General features: G+C 54.3%; 20 protein-coding genes. 12 read left to right on the top strand and 8 right to left on the bottom strand.

Annotated elements, in window-relative coordinates; all coding sequences use genetic code 11:
* Positions 1-297, bottom strand: coding sequence for a transposase (locus B9T62_RS21775; protein WP_087917218.1), 297 nt, complete (start codon positions 295-297; stop codon positions 1-3).
* A gap of 81 nt (positions 298-378) precedes the next feature.
* Between B9T62_RS21775 and B9T62_RS21770 the strand changes: the two genes are divergently transcribed.
* Positions 379-654, top strand: coding sequence for a hypothetical protein (locus tag B9T62_RS21770; protein ID WP_087917217.1), 276 nt, complete (start codon positions 379-381; stop codon positions 652-654).
* Here B9T62_RS21770 and B9T62_RS39360 read toward each other — a convergent pair.
* From B9T62_RS39360 to B9T62_RS21760, 3 genes are all read right to left on the bottom strand, one after another.
* Complete coding sequence (locus B9T62_RS39360) at positions 620-832, bottom strand: hypothetical protein (RefSeq protein WP_169834422.1); 213 nt, start codon at positions 830-832, stop codon at positions 620-622. The two genes, B9T62_RS21770 and B9T62_RS39360, sit on opposite strands and share 35 nt — an antisense overlap.
* Before the next feature lie 455 nt (positions 833-1,287).
* The gene (locus tag B9T62_RS21765; protein ID WP_245863974.1) at positions 1,288-3,240 is read right to left on the bottom strand and encodes an NAD(+) synthase; all 1,953 of its coding nucleotides are present in this window, start codon (positions 3,238-3,240) and stop codon (positions 1,288-1,290) included.
* Positions 3,241-3,423: 183 nt separating this feature from the next.
* On the bottom strand, positions 3,424-3,648 hold the full coding sequence (locus tag B9T62_RS21760) for a hypothetical protein (protein WP_087917216.1): 225 nt from the start codon (positions 3,646-3,648) through the stop codon (positions 3,424-3,426).
* Between the two features lie 239 nt (positions 3,649-3,887).
* Between B9T62_RS21760 and B9T62_RS21755 the strand changes: the two genes are divergently transcribed.
* Together B9T62_RS21755 and B9T62_RS21750 are read left to right on the top strand one after the other, a co-directional pair.
* Positions 3,888-4,427 (top strand): hypothetical protein, encoded by a 540-nt coding sequence (locus B9T62_RS21755; protein ID WP_087917215.1) that lies wholly within the window; start codon positions 3,888-3,890, stop codon positions 4,425-4,427.
* 84 nt (positions 4,428-4,511) lie between these two features.
* Entirely contained in the window at positions 4,512-5,642 is a 1,131-nt protein-coding gene (locus tag B9T62_RS21750) for a DNA alkylation repair protein (protein WP_087917214.1), read from the top strand.
* A gap of 844 nt (positions 5,643-6,486) precedes the next feature.
* Here B9T62_RS21750 and B9T62_RS21745 read toward each other — a convergent pair.
* Positions 6,487-7,854 (bottom strand): metallophosphoesterase, encoded by a 1,368-nt coding sequence (locus B9T62_RS21745; RefSeq protein WP_157793956.1) that lies wholly within the window; start codon positions 7,852-7,854, stop codon positions 6,487-6,489.
* Between the two features lie 337 nt (positions 7,855-8,191).
* Complete coding sequence (locus tag B9T62_RS21740) at positions 8,192-8,737, bottom strand: hypothetical protein (RefSeq protein ID WP_087917212.1); 546 nt, start codon at positions 8,735-8,737, stop codon at positions 8,192-8,194.
* A gap of 173 nt (positions 8,738-8,910) precedes the next feature.
* Between B9T62_RS21740 and B9T62_RS21735 the strand changes: the two genes are divergently transcribed.
* From B9T62_RS21735 to B9T62_RS21720, 4 genes are all read left to right on the top strand, one after another.
* Positions 8,911-9,489, top strand: a complete 579-nt coding sequence (locus B9T62_RS21735) for a TetR/AcrR family transcriptional regulator (protein ID WP_087917211.1) — start codon at positions 8,911-8,913, stop codon at positions 9,487-9,489.
* A gap of 165 nt (positions 9,490-9,654) precedes the next feature.
* Entirely contained in the window at positions 9,655-10,311 is a 657-nt protein-coding gene (rnhA, locus tag B9T62_RS21730; RefSeq protein ID WP_087917210.1) for a ribonuclease H, read from the top strand.
* Between the two features lie 117 nt (positions 10,312-10,428).
* A complete protein-coding gene (ung, locus tag B9T62_RS21725) occupies positions 10,429-11,097 on the top strand; it encodes a uracil-DNA glycosylase (RefSeq protein ID WP_087917209.1) in 669 nt (222 codons plus the stop codon).
* A gap of 36 nt (positions 11,098-11,133) precedes the next feature.
* Positions 11,134-11,538, top strand: a complete 405-nt coding sequence (locus B9T62_RS21720; protein ID WP_087917208.1) for a hypothetical protein — start codon at positions 11,134-11,136, stop codon at positions 11,536-11,538.
* A 47-nt stretch (positions 11,539-11,585) separates the two neighbouring features.
* Here B9T62_RS21720 and B9T62_RS21715 read toward each other — a convergent pair whose 3' ends face one another.
* Entirely contained in the window at positions 11,586-12,758 is a 1,173-nt protein-coding gene (locus B9T62_RS21715) for an AI-2E family transporter (RefSeq protein ID WP_245863972.1), read from the bottom strand.
* 207 nt (positions 12,759-12,965) lie between these two features.
* On the opposite strand from B9T62_RS21715, the gene B9T62_RS21710 reads away from it, so the two are divergent.
* Positions 12,966-13,445: a general stress protein gene (locus B9T62_RS21710; RefSeq protein WP_157793955.1), complete on the top strand. Its 480-nt coding sequence runs from the start codon at positions 12,966-12,968 to the stop codon at positions 13,443-13,445.
* A 12-nt stretch (positions 13,446-13,457) separates the two neighbouring features.
* On the opposite strand, the gene B9T62_RS21705 is transcribed toward B9T62_RS21710, so the two are convergent.
* The gene (locus B9T62_RS21705; RefSeq protein WP_087917206.1) at positions 13,458-13,685 is read right to left on the bottom strand and encodes a hypothetical protein; all 228 of its coding nucleotides are present in this window, start codon (positions 13,683-13,685) and stop codon (positions 13,458-13,460) included.
* A 311-nt stretch (positions 13,686-13,996) separates the two neighbouring features.
* Here B9T62_RS21705 and B9T62_RS21700 point away from each other — a divergent pair, with 311 nt between their 5' ends.
* From B9T62_RS21700 to B9T62_RS21685, 4 genes are all read left to right on the top strand, one after another.
* A complete protein-coding gene (locus B9T62_RS21700) occupies positions 13,997-14,767 on the top strand; it encodes a DeoR/GlpR family DNA-binding transcription regulator (RefSeq protein ID WP_087917205.1) in 771 nt (256 codons plus the stop codon).
* 42 nt (positions 14,768-14,809) lie between these two features.
* Entirely contained in the window at positions 14,810-15,721 is a 912-nt protein-coding gene (gene pfkB, locus B9T62_RS21695) for a 1-phosphofructokinase (protein WP_087917204.1), read from the top strand.
* A 32-nt stretch (positions 15,722-15,753) separates the two neighbouring features.
* Entirely contained in the window at positions 15,754-17,685 is a 1,932-nt protein-coding gene (locus B9T62_RS21690; protein ID WP_087917203.1) for a PTS fructose transporter subunit IIABC, read from the top strand.
* A gap of 108 nt (positions 17,686-17,793) precedes the next feature.
* Positions 17,794-18,294 (top strand): Crp/Fnr family transcriptional regulator, encoded by a 501-nt coding sequence (locus B9T62_RS21685; protein ID WP_087917202.1) that lies wholly within the window; start codon positions 17,794-17,796, stop codon positions 18,292-18,294.
* Positions 18,295-18,402 lie beyond the last annotated feature (108 nt).

The raw sequence follows: 18,402 nt of genomic DNA, 5'->3' as shown, positions 1-18,402 counted from the left end.
TCAGTTCTTTGGTTTGCTGAAGATGTGCGCAGCCTTTTTTACGATAGCGAGTTCCTCGGTCATGTCGGCGATGATTTCCTCTTGTTCTTGTAACTGCCGTTCCAGTTCCCGAATGCGCTCTGCGCTGGCTACAGGTTCGTCGGGGAACTGCCGGTACTTCCCTAACCATTGATACAGGGTTTTCGCTGGGATCTCCAGTTCCAGGGCCAGTTCCGCCACCGTCTTCGTCTGTTCTTGGATATACTTAACCGTCTGTCTTTTGAATTCGTCATTGTAGCTTTTCCGTGTTCCACTCATGTGGACACCTCCTTGTTAAGTTTATTATTCATACTTTTTTCATTGGTGTTCACTTTCTGCTCGCTGTGAAGTCGATAGATTGTGCAGGCGAAGCAGCTGGAGAGGGAATCAGAGGCCTTTATGCCTCTGATTGAGCTCGCGGAGGCGTTAGGGAAGAAATCAGAGGCCTTTATGCCTCTGATTGGGCTAGCGGAGGCGTTAGGGAAGAAATCAGAGGCCTTTATGCCTCTGATTGGGATCGCGGAGGCGTTGGTGGAGAAATCAGAGGCCTTTATGCTTCTGATTGGGCTCGCGGAGGAGTTGGGGAAGAAATCAGAGGCCTTTATGCCTCTAATTGTGCTTGGAGAGTGTAGGTGAGCGCAAAATAGGGGATAAATCCCATAAATGCCACGCGCCCAGCCATCTGCGGCGAAAAATAAGGGATATATCCCATAAAATCAGCGCATCCAGCCAACTGCGGCGAAAAATAAGGGATAAATCCCATAAAATCGGTGCGCCCGGCCATCTGCGGCAAAAAATAAGGGATATATCCCATAAATTGAGCATGCACAGTAGGTGGAAGTAGCTGAGCAGTCTCTTGGAGCTATAAGCGTCAACTCCCGGTTACTCAAACAGCTCTTAACCACGTCTCATCCATCGCCGCAGCACCAAACCACCTATCGACGCACTAAATTCAAACCTCTGTTACTCCGTCAGCTTCCAGCCACCAGTGGCAGCACCCGCCAGCCGCTGCACAAGCGGCAACCCCTGATTACTCAAACAGCTTTTAACCACGTCTCATCCATCGCCGCAGCACCAAACCACCTATCGACGCACTAAATTCAAACCTCTGTTACTCCGTCAGCTTCCAACCACCAGTGGCAGTCACCCAGCCGCCGCCGCAATACCGCCAACCCCAGGTTACTCCAACAGCCTTCAACTACCTATCATCGCGTAGCCCTCAACCATCTGCCGCCGCAACATCAAACACCTATCGCGTCCCTTAACCAATTACAGATCCTCAACCTCCTGCAGCCAGAGCGCTGCGGATGCATCGCTAGGCATCCGCCAGTCCCCGCGCGGGGAGAGGCTGACGGTTCCGACCTTGGGACCGTCCGGCAGACAAGAGCGCTTGAACTGCTGGGTGAAGAACCGGGAGATGAACACTCGCAGCCATCCCTTCAGTTGGTCCCGGGTGTAGCCGTCACCGAAGGCGTGGAGCGCCAGGTGGAACATTTTGGCTGGAGTGGCGCCTGTCCGCAGCATGTAATACAGGAAGAAGTCATGGACGATATACGGTCCTAGGATATTCTCCGTCAACTGGACGATCTCACCCGTGGGTGATGGTGGCAGCAGCTCGGGGCTGATGCCGGTTTCGATGATGCTGTATAGCAGCTTGTTCACCGTCTCGTCCGCCTCATGGTCAGCATACCAGGCAACCACATACTGGATTAGTGTCTTCGGGATGCCCGAGTTCACACTGTACATGGACATATGGTCGCCATTGTAGGTACACCAGCCAAGCGCCAGCTCGGACAGGTCGCCGGTTCCGATCACGATGCCGCCGTTCTTGTTGGCGAGGTCCATCAGGATCTGAGTGCGTTCGCGGGCCTGCACGTTCTCATACGTCAGATCGTGGACGTCAGGGTCATGGCCGATGTCGGCGAAGTGCTGCAGGCAGGCCGCTTTGATGTCTACAACCTTCATCGTTGCGCCCAAGGCCTTAATCAACCCGACCGCGTTGTCATAGGTCCGGCTTGTGGTGCCGAAGCCCGGCATCGTGACGGCCAGCACATCGCTGGCCGGACGGCCGAGCTGCTCCATCGCCCGCACGGTGACCAGCAGCGCAAGCGTGGAATCCAGCCCGCCGGAGATGCCGATGACGGCGTGTTTGGTGCGGATATGGCGGACCCGCTTCATCAGGCCGGAGGTCTGGATGGAGAGAATCTCCCGGCAGCGTTCATCGCGCTGCAGCGGATTGCCCGGCACAAAAGGATTGACGCCCACGCTGCGGATCAACTCGCGCTCGGCCGCTTCTCCCTGTAAGGCAGGTGCCCCATACAGCACCTCGCGGTAATTCCGCCCGCCCTTGCCGGCACGGAAGGTGCCCATTACGGTGCGCGAATAATGCAGCCGCGGGATATCGATATCGGCGATGATCATCCGGCTCTCATGGGTGAAGCGTTCCGATTCGGCCAGCAGCTGCCCGTTCTCGGCGATCAGCGAATGGCCGCCGAACACGACATCGGTGGTCGATTCGCCGGTATTGGCACCGGCGTAGACATAGCCCGCCAGACAGGAGGCGGACTGGCTGCTCACCAGCTGGCGGCGGTAGTCGGCTTTGCCGACCAGCTCATTGCTGGCGGAGGGGTTGAACAGCAGCGCCGCTCCGGCCTGCGCCAGCAGACTGCTCGGCGGAACCGGCACCCAGAGGTCTTCACAGATTTCAACGCCGAAGCTCAGGTTGCTGTTCTCCCGGCTGATGAAGATCAGATCATTGCCGATTGGCACGAGAGATTCACCCAGCCGCAGCTCGAATATCTCCAGTTCTTCCGCTCCCGCGAACCAACGCGGCTCATAGAATTCGCTGTAGCCGGGAATGCAGGTCTTGGGCACCAGGCCCAGAATGCTGCCCTGCTGTAGCACGGCGGCGCAGTTGAACAGCCGGCTTTTGATCGAGAGGGGCAAGCTGACAATGACCACCAGTTGGAGTTCTGCGGTGGCGGCGGTAATCTGCAGCAGCGCTTCCCGCGCAGACTCCAGCAGCTGCTGCTGCAGGAACAAGTCTGCACAGGTATAGCCGGTGATGCACAGCTCCGGCAGCACCAGGTACTCCACCTGCTGCTTGTCCGCCTGCTGAATCACCTCGATAATCTGCTGCGCATTGAAGTCGCAGTCAGCCACCCGCAGTTCCGGGGAAGCAGCGGCTACTCTGGCAAATCCGAAATTCGGCACATGTAACATGGGTTCACCTATCCTTATTGAGATGATTTCTTTCTACTATTGTACCCAAAATTCGTCATCACCGGACGTTCAATCACATGGACCCGGCAAAAGACGCATAACGCCCCAGCCGGTGTGCGGCTTACAGAGTCATGCGCCTTAATGGTGTTCGGCAGGGCATAAACGCCCCTGGGAGGAGCCGGTTCAAGCTCTGCCTTTATTATGCTGAAACTTCGTAATTTCCCGGTCATAATGCGAGACCGTACCGTCGAATCTTTTGAGTCGCACATACTCATCGGAGTATTTCTCCACCAGTCCGACTCCAACCTGGGCATACATGCCGTCCGGGTCAAGCTGAAGGGCGGATACGAAGGTGCGGGACATAGCGGCTACGAGAAAATCTACATTCTTGACAAGGGTCTGTGGCATTGTATGGCTCCCTCCAATGGATAAGTTTCGCTTCTTTCCTGAAGCTTTCTGAATCCCAATAACTTTCTGAAAATGTTAAAAACTATTCTACCACGAACCCCCGCCGCCGAGAATAGGTAAATGTCGTCCCGCGAACAGGTATCGCCTCTTTTTCAGCTGATGGGAAAGCCGTTCCTTTTTGAAATGAAGCAAGATTGTGATTTAATTAGAGGACGGGAGTTCAGAGGAGGAAGGTTGAGATGGTTGAGATGGAACCACAGGAACTAAGGGCGAAGGAGTTGTACTGCCGTTATCTAGGCCATTTGCCGGCGATGCACCGGGGAGGGGTGCTGGCAGAATATCAGAGTTATGGGGTATCTGAAGAGCAGGAGCAGGAGTGGCTGCAAAATATAATGAACACCTGTTTCGGACAGCTGTCGATCCGTGACTGGGAGGCGGTATCGTCATTGGCTGATCTGTCCGTGAGCTGTACTAACAATCTCATCGTGGAGAAGACGGCTGCTTTTGCCGCCCGGAATATTGCCAGCGGGGACAGTGTGGTGAGGCTGATGTATGCGGAGAGGCTGGTTGAGATCATCCGTCTGCATAAGCAGCTGCTGCCCAGAGAACAACTGTTCGACGCGTGCCGCACGGCGGTGCAGGTTCTGGAAGGTGTGATCTCACAGCCGCTGATCCTTGATCCGGGGCATGAGCTGAAGCAGCTGGTGCTGCGTGACAAACGTGCGCTCAACCTGCGCGCCGCCGCAAGTCTGGAGACCATCAAGCTGCTGATCAACTGAAGGCGCTGTTTATAACATGACATGCAGTAGTCTAGTTAAGTGTGTTACGCTGGGCGTATCTGGATACAGGAGGAATAGAAGGTTATGGCTGAGCCGCTGAAGGATATGTACAACGAGGTTTTTTTGCGAGGGTTCGGTGCCAAAGTAAAAGCTGTGTCCGGTTCATTCGATCTGGAGGGTTTCATCGACTCGGCCATGGACGAGACCTGGGACGCTCTTGAGCTGAAGGGCCGGATGCGGCGGATTACAGAGTCGCTGGGCAGACATTTGCAGCTTCCCTATGAAGAGGCGGTAACGGTGCTGACGGCGATTGCCGATCAATGTGTCGGCTTTCCTTATTTGTTCTTCCCTGATTTTATTGAGGTGTATGGACAGGAGGAGGAGCACTGGGAGCTGTCGATGCGGGCGTTGGAGCTGTTTACGGGCAAATCGTCGGCAGAGTTTGCGGTAAGGCCGTTTCTGTTGCGGGAGCCTGAGCGGATGATGGCCCAGATGACTATATGGGCGCAGCATGAGAGTGAGCATGTGCGCCGGCTGGCGAGTGAGGGCTGCCGTTCGCGTCTGCCGTGGGGGCAGGCGCTTCCCATGTTCAAGCGTGATCCGTCGCCAGTGCTGCCGCTGCTGGAGCTGCTGAAGGCGGACCCGTCCCTCTATGTGCGCAAAAGTGTAGCGAATAACCTGAACGATATCGCCAAGGATCATCCGGATGTGGTGCTGCAGCTGGCCCGCCGCTGGAAAGGACATGACCCTCATACGGACTGGATTGTCCGGCATGGCTGCCGTACCCTGATCCGCAAAGCGGACCCGGGGGTTATGGCGTTGTTCGGGTATGCCGAAGAGGAGGAGGCAGCCCCGCTGATCACGGACGCATCGCTAATGTTGGACCTGGCTGTCCTGCCGATTGGCGCACAGGGCGAGCTGCATTACCGGCTGCGTGTGCGGGAGGGGGAGCCAGCCAGGCTCCGGATCGAATACGGAATTGATTTCGTCAAAGCCTCCGGGCGGGCATCGCGCAAGCTCTTCCTGCTCTCCGACAAAACCGTGCCGGGAGGCAGTCAGCTGGGCGGGAGAAGAACGCACCGCTGGGCGGACCTGACGACCCGCCGCCATTATCCGGGAACCCACCGGATTTCGCTGCTGGTGAACGGGCGTGAGGCTGCTTTTGCCGTGCTGGAGCTGGAAGCTCCGGCAGAAACAGGCGAGCCGCAACAATAAGCAAAGAAATGGCCGCAGCGGAAGAACGCTGCGGCCATCTTTTTGTCCGTGTCCGGTTTCTATAGGAGGCCGACGATTTGTTCGTAAATTTCCAACACACCGCCAATCAACGCTATCTGCTGCATATCGAGGACTCCACTTCATTAGGGGGCTGAAGAGAGAGCGCCGCCTATCGCGCTATCCGTTTCCCCAGTTCCTGAGAATTTCAAGTAAATAGTAAGGTAACGCCGCCTACCACACTATCGCCCACCCAACTCCCGAGGATTTCAAGTAATTAGTTGCGAATCAGCACTTAATTCCGCCCAATTAAGGGAATAAGAAGAAATAAGTGTCGAAAGTGCAACTAAATTCCTACGTAGGAGGGGTTTGCGATCAAATGGGCTGGATTAGATGCATTATCGCACTTAATTGGTTGAAAGTCTGGAAATCAGCCGAAATTAAGTGCAGTTTTGCACTTAAACAGGTCGGCTAGTTGAGTTTGATATTGTTTAATAGGTTGCTGGTTGAGCTCGATATTGTTTAAGAGGTCGGCTGGATGTGCTCGTTGTTATTCGATGTTCGGCTTGCTGCATATCAAGGACTCCACTTCATTAGGGGGCTGAAGAGAGAGCCACCGCCTATCGCGCTATCTATTTCCCCAACTCCTAATGGTTTCAAGTAAAAAGTAAAGTAACGCCGCCTACCACGCTATCGCCCACCCAACTCCCAAGGGTTTCAAGTAAATAGTAAGGTAACGCCGCCTACCACGCTATCGCCCGCCCAACTCCCAAGGATTTCAAGTAAAAAGTAAAGTAACGCCGCCGCTACCGTACTATCGCCCACCCAGCATCACCCCGCGCACCTCTCAAGGCAGCTGCACATGCAGCTGCTGGTTGTTCTTCTTCTCCCGCTGCGCCATGGTCAGCACATAATGCTTCAGGCCGTCCGCCGGGGCGTCCAGCCATAGCTTGTATCCGGCCGAGGAGAGTACCGCCGGCAGCTCTGTGGCTCCTGTTCCGGCGAAATAAATCTCATTCAGCCGACCTACGGTTTCCGCCATTCGCCAGCGCTCTTCTGGCGTATAGCCAGAATAGATGCTATTGGCGGAGAGGCGGGCGTAACTGCGCTTGGCGGAGCGGTTGCTGAAGGCCTCCTTGCTGTAAGTACCGAACTGCAGCAGGTTTGGGTCTTTGCTCCCGTTTGCGGCAGCCCACAGCTCCATATTCAGCCTTGTGGTGCTGTAGTCCAGAGTGCGCGCAGCGGCGCTGTATTTCAGCACTCCATATTGATGAGGATATACTGACAACGCGCTATTGGCGATATCATAAATAGGGTGCGAGCCTTGCTGATAAGTGCTGATGTCCTGAATATGAATATGCCCGCTAAGCGTTGCCGCCACCCCGTTATTTATCAAAGTATCCGTCACCTGTTGTCGGTCGTTTATAGTGAAACCCTCCTGAATCAGCTCGCTATGGTCCAGCAGGTTATGGTGCATCACTGCTACCAGCTGCGCTCCTTCCTTGGCGGCCAGTTTGCCGCAGGCATCGATCCACTGCAGGGTAGCTGCGCCCAGTCTGCCGTCAAGCTGCGGAGACCCAAGCTTGGCGTTGTTGCGCGATTGGGTGGTATCCAGCATCAGCAGCCAGAGGTCATCCGCAGGAGCCGCCAGATAGCTGAGCGACTCCTTATCCCGAGACAGCGCCTCATCATAACCGAAGTGGCTGTAGATCGAACGGAAGTTGGCTGTATCGATAGATTCCGTATCATACCGGCGGCGGCCTTTGAAGGATTGCGCCCACGGATTAAGCAGATCATGATTGCCAGGCACCACATAGACCCTGGTACCGCTGCTCTGTTCGATCTGCTGCAGATGTCTGGCAAGTTCCAGATGGCTCTCCCGCTCCCCGTTGTTCGTCAGATCCCCACTAAGAATAAGCACATCCGGGCGCTGAGTCTGTACATCATAGGCCAGCGCCTGTATCATCTCATTGCTGTACTCCAGCTGTTTGCCGTCCCCCGCAGCCAGAAAGCTGCGGAACGCCGCGCCTCCGTCGGTCAGCCCCGGAGCTAGGTAATGGGTATCCGTAGCCGTGAACAAGGTCAGGTCGCTGCCGGATTGAATCCGGTAGACAGGCGGCTCCTGGATGACTGCGTTGCCGTCGCTACACCCGGCAAGGGCGAAGAGAAGCAGCCCTATGCAAGCCCGCCGCATGCCCTGTTTTAGTGCTCGCACCAGCATTCCCCCTCCCACCAGTAGCCCTGCTCGGCTCGCATTTGCAATCTCTCTCTCATGCACCCTCGCACGGCTATTATCTCTCGCTAGCATTCCCTCTAGCCCTCGCACGGCCATTATCTCTCGCATGGCCATCATCTCTCGCACTAGCAGTCCGACTCCCCTACATTTCCTATACTCCACATTAACATCGACTCTCTCCTTTGACCATGTACTCTCTATTTGTCCCCGCAGTCTTTCATCTCTGCAACCGGCCGCCGTCACACCCAGGAAGGTGCCCCGCCATATCGGCAGCAGAACACCTTGCTGTTCGTAGCTCTATTATGAACCACCCAGACTATTTCTTCACTTCCGTTACGCCCGTTACCTTGCCCTGGTCGGAGGCATCGAAGGTGGACTGATATTGGTCATTGGCGAAATACACGTTGCCTTCCACCGTGGCATTAACCAAGCTGAAGCCGTTGGCCTCGACATAGACATCTCCGACAAAAGTTCCCCCCTGAATGCGCGCATTCTTGCTGCGGATGGTGATTTTGGGTGCGGTCAGGGTGAAGGAGGCCGTGATGTTATGCTCCGCATCCTGGGTGTAGAGGGCCATTTTACGGGCGGGTTCCTCCTTGTTGGTGAATTCACCTTCAACGACAAGCTCCTCGGTGAAGCTGAGATCATTCAGGGTAGCTGCGATCCAGGTCCCATCCTTGCTGATCGCTTTTTTGAAAGCTTCCCCGTTATCCACTACAGAAGCGGAAGTAACCGCGTCAGCGGCTCCAGTTGTCGTTCCCGGCGAAGGCGCGGGTGAATTGGCAGCATTGTCGGCGGAGCTTCCACAGCCCACAAGCAGGGTCAGGACGGTTACAGCGGCCCATACGGTGATTTTGTTCATGTGATCAACCTCCTCATAGATATGCTGCAGATGTGCTACTATCCTTTAAATTTAATATAGAACGATGAGTGCAGAATTAATGTGATCTCGTTCACACTTGGACAATGATATTTACCGGTCGTTCTACAAATGGTAATATAGGCCTTGGAAGGAGCAGGAAAGGAGCAGAAAGGATGGCCCGGAGCAAAGAATTTGAGATTGATACAGTCCTCGGCAGAGCGATGGCGGTATTCTGGCGGCAGGGGTATGAGAAGACCTCCATGCAGGATCTTGTGATTGCCATGGGTATTCATAAACGCAGCATGTACGATACTTTTGGAGATAAACACTCTTTATTTATACAAGCATTGGAACGTTACGCCGCAATGGCTGCCGGACGGATGCAAGAGCGGCTGGAGCCGCTATCTTCTTCCAGAGAGGGCATTCGGCTGCTGTTTGAACTGATGATTCATCCGGCCGAGGAGGAGCCAAGGGGCTGCCTGCTGGTGAATACAGCAACTGAGCTGGCCCTTGATGATCCACTGGCTGCCTCTCGGGTGGAGCAGAGCTTCGCCCGGACCGAGCAACTGCTGGAGCTGCTGGTGCGCCAGGGCCAGGAGAGCGGAGAGATCGCCTCCAGCCTGCCGCCCGCTGTGCTGGCAGCCTGCCTGCACAATGCACTGGTAGGGCTGAGAGTCATGGCCAGGCTCACAGCGGACCGGGACAGGCTGGAGCAAATAGCAGAAGCTACGCTTGTTCTTTTGGATAAGTGAAATCTGTGAGTATATATGATGAACTTAAGAATGAAACAATAGAGTTGCCAGAGCGCCTGATATACAGGGCTTCTTGGCAACTCCGTTTATAACATTCTTAAGTTCACGTTCAGTAGTATCACCTGAAATTGAAATATGATCCGCTTGTCAGGAGGAAGCAGCAGTATGGCGAAACAGAAATATTATGTAGTATGGGAAGGCAAGCAGCCGGGAGTATATGCTACCTGGGCGGAATGCAAGGCGCAGACCGATCATTACACCGGAGCCAAATATAAATCGTATGAGTCACGTTCCGCCGCAGACACAGCCTACAAGGCAGGGTGGAAGGGCAATTGGGGCACAGGGGCAGCAAGCGCGGCCAAGAGCACATCAGCAGGGGGCTGGAGCCGCAGCGCTTCCGTAGAAACGTCAGCAGAGATAGATTATAACAGCATATCGGTAGACGTAGGCACCCGGGGCAATCCCGGACCGGTTGAATATAAGGGCGTGGACACTCAGACGGGAGAAGTGATTTTCTCCTGCGGCCCGATCTCCAAAGGAACCAATAATCTCGGTGAATTTCTGGCGATTGTGCATGCGCTCGCTCTGCTGCAGAAGCAGGGAAGCGACAAGACGGTCTACAGCGATTCCGTTAACGCGATGAAATGGGTTAAGCAGAAGCAGGTCGCTACGACTTTGCCGCGCGATGCCTCTACAGAGGAAATCTGGCTATTGATTGATAAGGCGGTAAGCTGGCTGCAGACTCATACCTACAAGAATAAGGTGCTGAAATGGCAGACCAAGGTCTGGGGCGAAATCAAGGCCGATTATGGCCGCAAATAACATGCAGCACGCGGAGGTACACGGGCCTCCTGCTCCGCATAAACGGACAGGCCTGTTGAAAATGGTTAATAACAAATAAAGAACATACACTATGCATAGAGCCAGGAGGAGAATGGGATGTTCGGCAATGATTGGGATGAGGTTCTACAGGACGAAATAGAGCAGCCGTATTTTCAGGAGCTGCGTTATGCACTCGCGAGGGAATATAAGGAACATACAGTTTATCCGCCAAAAGAATTGCTGTTCTCGGCCTTGAAACTGACGCCATACAATAGCACCCGGGTAGTCATTCTGGGCCAGGACCCGTATCATGGGCCGGGCCAAGCCCACGGGCTAAGCTTCTCGGTGAAGCCGGGGGTACGGATTCCGCCATCCCTGCGCAATATTTATGCCGAGCTGAAGGAGGATACCGGCACACCAATTCCTAACCATGGCTCCCTCGTGCATTGGGCTGAGCAAGGGGTTATGTTGCTGAATGCGGTGCTGACGGTGCGTGATGGCCAGGCTAATTCGCATAAAGGCCTCGGCTGGGAACGGTTCACGGATGCGGTGATGAAGAAGCTGGGTCAGCGAACGGCGCCGATGGTCTTTATGCTCTGGGGCAGCCATGCCCAGCAGAAGGGCGCTTTTATCGATACAACCCGGCATCTTGTGCTCCAGTCTCCGCATCCGAGTCCGCTGTCAGCGCACCGGGGATTCCTGGGCAGCCGTCCCTTTTCGAAGGCTAATCAGTATCTGGAGTCGCATGGACTGGAAGGCATGGATTGGAGAATATCCAATTTGTAAACAGTCTAGGTCAGTACATATCAAGGGGGTGGAGCAATGAAGCATTGGGTCGGTAAGCCGGTTATGATGTTCTGCGGTGACAGACCCTACAGAATTATGAAAGGCGTACTGCGCAAGTGGGACACTGCCGCTCTGGTAGCGGTTATCGGCCATCAGGAGATCGCGGTGCCTTTTCGTGACATTGTGTTCATCAAGGCACTGGCTCCGAAGGAAAGAGCACTGCCCCCTGTTCAGCATTCGGTAGGTTATGTAATGAGAGAACGCCAGCAGTTTGATAATGCAGTCTATTTCAAATCCGCCGTAACCGTATGGAAGGAAGACAAGCTGATCGCGTTCAATACGACCATCCTGTCCCATTCCAAAGGTGCGGTTACGCTCCGGGACGGACAGAACCTGCTTAAGAGCAGCCATGTATTTGTAGTGCGCTCCTTGCGCGGTTAAATCAGAACGCCCCTATCCTGCAATGCAGGATAGGGGCGTTCTGAGGTTTATAGTCCTTCTTCCTTGACCAGGGGCAGAGGCGTTCCCAGCGGTGGAGGTGTTCCCGGCGCTGGGGGCGTTCCCTGAGGCGGAGACGGAGGCGGTGTATCCTCCTCTTCGTGTTCCGCGACGATAATCTCGTAGATGCGCAGAAATATGATTTTGGCAATCATATAAACCGGGAGTGCAATCAGCACGCCGATAATGCCGAAGAAGTCTCCGCCGACAAGCACCAGCAGCACCGTAGTGAGCGGATGCACATCCAGCGACTTGCCATATATAATCGGGGACAGCACATTGTCCTGAATCTGCTGCGCCACGAAGATAATGATCAGCGCCCACAGCGCCATGATCGGCGACTCGATGAATCCAACAATAATCACCGGTACAGCGGCAAGCAGGGAGCCGACATAAGGGATGAAGTTCAGCGGCACGGAAATCACGGCAAGCAGCATTGCATAAGGCAAGCCGATAATCAGGAAGCCGATATAGAGCATGATGCCCAGCACAACATTAAGCAGCACTCGGGTGACGATGAAGCTGCTCAGCGCGCTGTCAATATCCTTCAGCATCTCCTGGCCTTCCTTGCGGTATTTGCGCGGGACCAGTCCGAGCAGAATCGGTGAGAGCTTCCGGCTGTCTTTCAACATGTAATAGAGAATAATCGGCAGGGTGGCGATAACAATCACGATGCTTGAGATCACACCGATGAAGTTCGACATGGAGGTGGTAACCCAAGTAATTGCCGTATTCAGATATTCGGTCAGCCGGGTCGTCAGATCGGATTCCCCTTGGAAGAAGCGGGATAACGCCGGATTATCGCGCAACTTGTTGAACTGCTCCTGCAAGCCCTGAACCAGATAAGGCATATTATTGATGAAATTCTCAATCTCCGTCTGGAGCGTTGGCCAGGCCGATACCCAGAACAGGATGAACAATCCGGCAAACACCAGGTAGATCAGCAGTATGGCTAAAGCCCGGTTGAGCTTCTTGCTCTCCAGGAAATTGACCAGCGGCCTGAGGAGATAAAACATGAACCCCGACAGCATCATGGGCACCAGCAGCAGATTGATAATCGCCACCAGCGGCACGAAGAGGAACATGACCTTTGAGCCTAGATACAGAATGAGCAGAAAGCAGATGATGGCAAGACTTGTCCTGAAATATTTATGCTCTAACAATGATGCATTCCCCCTTTTTTTTGGCGCATTACACAATAATATGTATAATAACGTCCCAAGCAATGGTGCTCTACTATTATCTAGTATACTAAGCCCCGTCCTATCTTTATAACCTTTATATATTAGATTGATTCAAGGCGGAAGCCTGGGGTTTAAAAAAAATGACAGCATCCCGTTAAATACTGCTCTCGCATAGGAGGAATGGGCATGGCAAAATTGGAAATAGGCATATTCGGGCACCGCAGCGACGCAGCTCTAGCGATACAAGACCTGCAGACTCATGGCATTCGTGCCAAGCAGATTTCAATATTCACCAAACAAAAGACAATAGTTGAGCAGATCAGCAAGGATACCGGCATCGGAAAGGCGCAAACCGGCCTTGGTAATGAGGGCTTGTTCGGAACAGCCAAAGGATTGGCGGCAGGGTTGAATCTATTGCCGGATTCCGCAGTTGCTGCCGGTCCGGCGGCCCGCAAACTGGCGGGAGGAGAACTCGGCGAGGAGCCCGATGCGGATGGGCTGCAGATCAGTCTGATGGGAATTGGCATCCCTGGAGCAGATGCAGAAGCCTATGCCAGACATGCTGATCAGGAGCATATTATCGTGGTGGTTGTGCTTGAGGAGGAGGACAGCCGGCAGGTCGGGGAGATTCTGGCCCGGCATTATGTGATTGGGCTGGATACCTGACCACTCGGCTGGTCAGCGCAGCTTGCGCTTGGTTTGTGGTTTCCTGGAGCGGGACTGCACGAAGATAGCGGGAATTACGTCAACCTGGCCTCCGGTTTCCTTCGTAACCTGTCTGGATTTCAGGAGCGCCAAGAAAGCAAATACCTCACCTAAGGCAGCCAGGCCAGCTGCAATGATGGCATAATCGTCAGCAGTCAGCTCGTCAGCTTCCACTTGGCTGTTATTGTTTGTGTTCACCATCGCTTGTTCACCCGCTTTTCCCTGTATGTAATATAAATATGTCAGGAACCGTGCCGGGGAAATAGGCGATTGGGACCTAATTTATCTACAGCTCGTTAATGACCTGTTTGCCTAAGGCAAACAGGTGATTGCAATGCCGTAAAAAGCACTTTACAGCTAATGAAAACGCTGTTACAATCATAAATGAGCACAAATGGTCAATAATAGTCATTTTCGATCATTGGATGATGAATAGGTAATCATAAATACAAGTGAAGCCGGATTCGACGTAAAGCTGCGCCGCGGCCCACTGTCGAAGGGAGTGAAGCAGGATGCTCTTTGAGGAAGAACGCAAACGCAATATCGTGCTGTTCGTGGAGAAGCATGCACGCGGTTCCGTACAGGAGCTGAGTCAGGCAATGGGCGTTTCCGAATCCACGGTACGCCGCGATCTTAAGGAGCTTGAGGAGGCGAAGCTGCTGAAGCGTACGCATGGCGGGGCCGTGTCGCTGCAGAGTGTCAGCTTTGAGGCCGTATATTCAGATAAGGCGGACCGTCTGCAGGAGGAGAAGCAGCGGATCGCACAAGCTGCCGTGGACATGATCAGTGAAGGAGATGCCATTCTTCTCGATGGCGGAACGACCACGCTGCAGATAGCCCGGATGCTCCAATCCAAGACCTTCAACCACCTGAAGGTAATCACCAATTCAATCATGGCGCTGAATGAGCTGAAGGATAGTCGCAATATCGAGGTTTCGGTTACCGGAGGGCTTCTCCGGCCGGATACGATGGCTTTTGTAGGGCCCATGACAGAACGCTCTCTGGAAATGGTGCGTGTCGACATAGCATTCCTGGGCACCAATGGCTTGGATCTGCACGATGGCATCACCACACCCAACATGCTGGAGGCAGCCACCAAGCGCAAGATGATTGCCATAGCGAAGCAGAGCATTCTACTGGCGGACCATAGCAAGATCGGCCAGGTTTCATTCTGCAAGGTGGCCGATCTTGCCGAGATGGATCACTGTATTCTGGATTCCGGGGCAACGCAGGATTTCCTGCTGGGACTGGCGCAGCGAGGCATTGAATACACCTTGGCATAAGGCCGGTATTAACTATAAACCACACACAATTGAGGGATACTAATGATCTATACTGTAACGCTTAACCCTTCCATTGATTACATCGTGGAGGTTGAAGATATTGAACTGGGCGGACTGAACCGGATGCAGCGCGACTTGAAGCTGCCCGGCGGCAAAGGCATTAACGTGTCGCGTGTGCTGAACCAGCTGCAGGTTGGCAATACCGCGACCGGCTTCCTGGGCGGATTCACCGGCAGATTCATCGCCGATTGGCTGGCGGAGGAGCAGATTTCCAGCGATTTCGTCATGATTGCGAAGGATACCCGGATTAACATCAAGTTGAAGTCCGGGGAGGAGACGGAGATTAACGGAGCCGGACCTGAGATCAGCGCCGCTGAAGCGGAAGCACTGCTGCAGAAGGTGGCTGGTGTGAAACCTGGCGACATTGTCATTCTCTCCGGCAGCGTGCCGCCGTCACTCAGGGGCGATTTCTATAGCAGGCTGATTTCTGTGTGCAGACAGCGCGGAGCCGAATTTGTGATTGATACTACCGGTCACGCCTTGAACGAAGCACTTGTTCAGCGGCCGCTGCTGGTCAAACCAAATCATCATGAGCTCGCAGAGCTGTTCGGAGTAAATATCAGCACCCGCGAGGAGATTATCACCTACGGGCGCAAGCTGCTGGAGGCAGGAGCACAGCATGTGCTGGTCTCGATGGCTGGTGAAGGAGCGCTGTTCATCTCCGAACAAGGGGTATGGCATGCTAGCGCTCCTTCCGGTACAGTGAAGAACTCCGTAGGCGCAGGGGATTCTATGATCGCCGGTTTCATCGGGACATTTACACTGACCGGCGATCCATTGGAAGCCTTCCAGATGGGAGTGGCTTCGGGCAGCGCAACCGCTTTCTCTGATGATCTGGCAACCCGGGAGTATATTGAGCGGCTGCGGCCGATGATTGTGATTACACAGCTGTAAGCCATATTTTGTTAACCTAAGGAGTGACAACCATGAAAATTACCGACTTGATGATACAGAATACAATGATCATGAATCTGCAGGCAACCACTAAGGAAGCGGCGATTGATGAATTGATCGCAGGTCTTGCGGCCAGCGGCCGGATTAATGATCCTGTGCTGTTTAAAGAGATGATTCTGAAGCGGGAGGAGCAGTCCAGCACAGGCATCGGCGGCGGGATCGCCATGCCGCATGCCAAGACTAAAGCGGTCAACGAAGCTACGGTCGTATTCGCCAAGAGTAAGAGCGGCGTCGACTTTGAATCGCTGGATGATGAACCGGCCACCCTGTTCTTTATGATTGCTGCGCCTGAAGGGGCCGGCAATGTGCATCTGCGCACCCTGGCTTCCTTGTCCAGACTGCTGATCGATGCCGATTTCATCCAGGAGCTGATGAATACCCGCACGCCAGCGGAAGTAACAGCCTTGTTTGACAACAAGCAGGCTGAAGAAGAGGCGAAAGCCGAGGCCGAAGAATTGAAGAAGCAGGCGCAGGCGGTAAAGTCTGAGCCGGAACGGGTGATTGTCGGCAATCCTGCCTCCGAAGCGTTCGTGGTTGCCGTTACGGCCTGTCCTACGGGCATCGCCCATACCTACATGGCTGAGGATGCGCTGAAGAAGAAAGCGCTTGAGATGGGCGTCAACATCCGCGTGGAAACCAACGGCTCCGAAGGCGCTCAGAATGTGCTGACTGCCGATGAGATCCGCCGCGCCAGCGGTGTTATCGTCGCTGCCGACAAGAACGTGGAGATGGCCCGCTTCGACGGCAAGCCGGTCCTGCAGCGGCCCGTCAGCGACGGCATCCGCAAGCCGGAGGAGCTGATCCGCAAAGCCATGAACGGAGAAGCACCGCTGTACCGCAGCGAAGGTCGCGGTGCAGGCGAAGCTGCGCCGGAGAAATCGGGCAGCATTGGCAGCAAGATCTACAAGGACCTGATGAACGGCATCTCGCATATGCTGCCGTTCGTTGTCGGCGGCGGGATTCTGCTGGCGATCTCCTTCCTGATCGAGCAGGTGGCGGGCGAAGACAATCCGCTCTTCCAACTGCTGCAGACTATCGGCGGCGGCAACGGGGCGTTCCACTTCCTGATTCCCGTGCTGGCTGGTTTCATCGCGCTTAGCATCGGTGACCGTCCGGCGCTGATGCCGGGCATGGTCGGCGGCTTGATGGCGCTGAACTCCAATGCCGGCTTCCTGGGCGGCCTGGCCGCCGGTTTCCTCGCCGGTTATGTCGTGGTTCTGCTGCGTAAGGTCTTTGCTGGCCTGCCCAAGACCCTCGACGGCCTGAAGCCGATTCTGCTCTATCCCGTCTTCAGCCTGCTGATTACCGGTGGCATTATGTTCTACCTGTTCGATCCGTTCTTCAGCTGGATCAACCTGGGACTGATTGACGGACTTAACAGCCTGGGAACGGGGAATAAGGTTCTGCTTGGTCTGGTGCTTGGCGGCATGATGGCCATTGATATGGGTGGACCGTTTAACAAAGCGGCCTATACCTTCGCCATTGGCGTATTCACTACCAGCGGCAACACGAACGGGCTGATGATGGCTGCCGTTATGGCAGGCGGGATGGTTCCTCCGCTGGCGATCGCGCTGGCAACCACCTTCTTCAAGCAGAAATTCACCGAACCGGAACGCAAATCCGGCTTGACGAACTATGTACTGGGTCTATCATTTATTACGGAAGGTGCGATTCCGTTCGCAGCCGCCGATCCGCTGCGCGTGCTGACCTCGTGCATTCTGGGTTCAGCCGTGGCCGGAGGGCTAACCCAACTGTGGAACATCAATGTTCCCGCACCGCATGGCGGGATCTTTGTCGCCGCCCTGTCCAGCAATGCCTTGCTGTTCCTGCTGGCTGTGCTGATTGGCTCGGTTATCTCGGGGCTCGTGCTTGGCCTGTGGAAGAAGCCGCTGGCGGCCAGATAACGACTAGATTACGTTGCGATAACCCGTTAACCGGAAATACTTTCGGCTAACGGGTTATTTTTTTGTATAATTATCATAAATAAGTAATGGTCAAAAGGAGTGGAAATGATGATATTGCATAAGGGGGAGGTCTTATTCCGTCAAGGGGATGACTGCCAATACTTGTACAAGGTAACAAGCGGACTGTTTAAGGTAACCCGGCTGCATGAGAACGGGAATATGGTGTTGTTCAACATCCTATACCCCGGCGAGGTAGTTCCTCACCATTCTCTGATTTCACCCAAAGAGGCGCATGGTACAGCCGTGGCTATGATGAGAAGTGTCGTAGAGGCTATTCCGGCTGCGGAATGGTACCACCAGCTGCAGGAGAATCCGGAGAAGGCGTTGGACATCGCAGTGCTGCTGCAGGAGAAGGTGCGTTTCATGCAGATGCGTATCGACCACCTTACCGTAGGCAACCCGGGAGAGCGGCTGGAGCTGTTAACCCGCTGGATGAATGAGTACGCACATGGCACAGCTCTGACCGACCTGCTCACCCAGGAAGAGATTGGTCAATTGATCGGTGTAAGGCGTGAAACCATCAACCGTCTGGTACGTGGAATGAACTAGTTATTTCTTTTTACTGGTAAAATGTTTAGAGAAGGTGCCTCGCGTGGTATAATGTTATCAGAACTTATCAAATTAAAGAAAGGATCAGGATACCATGTGTCCCCGAAG

This window comes from Paenibacillus donghaensis (genome assembly GCF_002192415.1).
In the GTDB taxonomy this organism is placed as follows: Bacteria; Bacillota; Bacilli; order Paenibacillales; family Paenibacillaceae; genus Paenibacillus_AQ; species Paenibacillus_AQ donghaensis.
The sequence above is the reverse complement of the archived record's forward strand: the minus strand, read 5'-3'. Positions and strand labels throughout refer to the sequence as shown.

Coding starts and splice junctions, on each gene's coding strand:
- B9T62_RS21775 (WP_087917218.1), bottom strand. CDS start 297: ATGAGTGGAACACGGAAAAGCTACAATGACGAATTCAAAAGACAGACG.
- B9T62_RS39360 (WP_169834422.1), bottom strand. CDS start 832: ATGGGATATATCCCTTATTTTTTGCCGCAGATGGCCGGGCGCACCGAT.
- B9T62_RS21765 (WP_245863974.1), bottom strand. CDS start 3,240: ATGTTACATGTGCCGAATTTCGGATTTGCCAGAGTAGCCGCTGCTTCC.
- B9T62_RS21760 (WP_087917216.1), bottom strand. CDS start 3,648: ATGCCACAGACCCTTGTCAAGAATGTAGATTTTCTCGTAGCCGCTATG.
- B9T62_RS21755 (WP_087917215.1), top strand. CDS start 3,888: ATGGTTGAGATGGAACCACAGGAACTAAGGGCGAAGGAGTTGTACTGC.
- B9T62_RS21750 (WP_087917214.1), top strand. CDS start 4,512: ATGGCTGAGCCGCTGAAGGATATGTACAACGAGGTTTTTTTGCGAGGG.
- B9T62_RS21740 (WP_087917212.1), bottom strand. CDS start 8,737: ATGAACAAAATCACCGTATGGGCCGCTGTAACCGTCCTGACCCTGCTT.
- B9T62_RS21735 (WP_087917211.1), top strand. CDS start 8,911: ATGGCCCGGAGCAAAGAATTTGAGATTGATACAGTCCTCGGCAGAGCG.
- rnhA (WP_087917210.1), top strand. CDS start 9,655: ATGGCGAAACAGAAATATTATGTAGTATGGGAAGGCAAGCAGCCGGGA.
- ung (WP_087917209.1), top strand. CDS start 10,429: ATGTTCGGCAATGATTGGGATGAGGTTCTACAGGACGAAATAGAGCAG.
- B9T62_RS21720 (WP_087917208.1), top strand. CDS start 11,134: ATGAAGCATTGGGTCGGTAAGCCGGTTATGATGTTCTGCGGTGACAGA.
- B9T62_RS21710 (WP_157793955.1), top strand. CDS start 12,966: ATGGCAAAATTGGAAATAGGCATATTCGGGCACCGCAGCGACGCAGCT.
- B9T62_RS21705 (WP_087917206.1), bottom strand. CDS start 13,685: ATGGTGAACACAAACAATAACAGCCAAGTGGAAGCTGACGAGCTGACT.
- B9T62_RS21700 (WP_087917205.1), top strand. CDS start 13,997: ATGCTCTTTGAGGAAGAACGCAAACGCAATATCGTGCTGTTCGTGGAG.
- pfkB (WP_087917204.1), top strand. CDS start 14,810: ATGATCTATACTGTAACGCTTAACCCTTCCATTGATTACATCGTGGAG.
- B9T62_RS21690 (WP_087917203.1), top strand. CDS start 15,754: ATGAAAATTACCGACTTGATGATACAGAATACAATGATCATGAATCTG.
- B9T62_RS21685 (WP_087917202.1), top strand. CDS start 17,794: ATGATATTGCATAAGGGGGAGGTCTTATTCCGTCAAGGGGATGACTGC.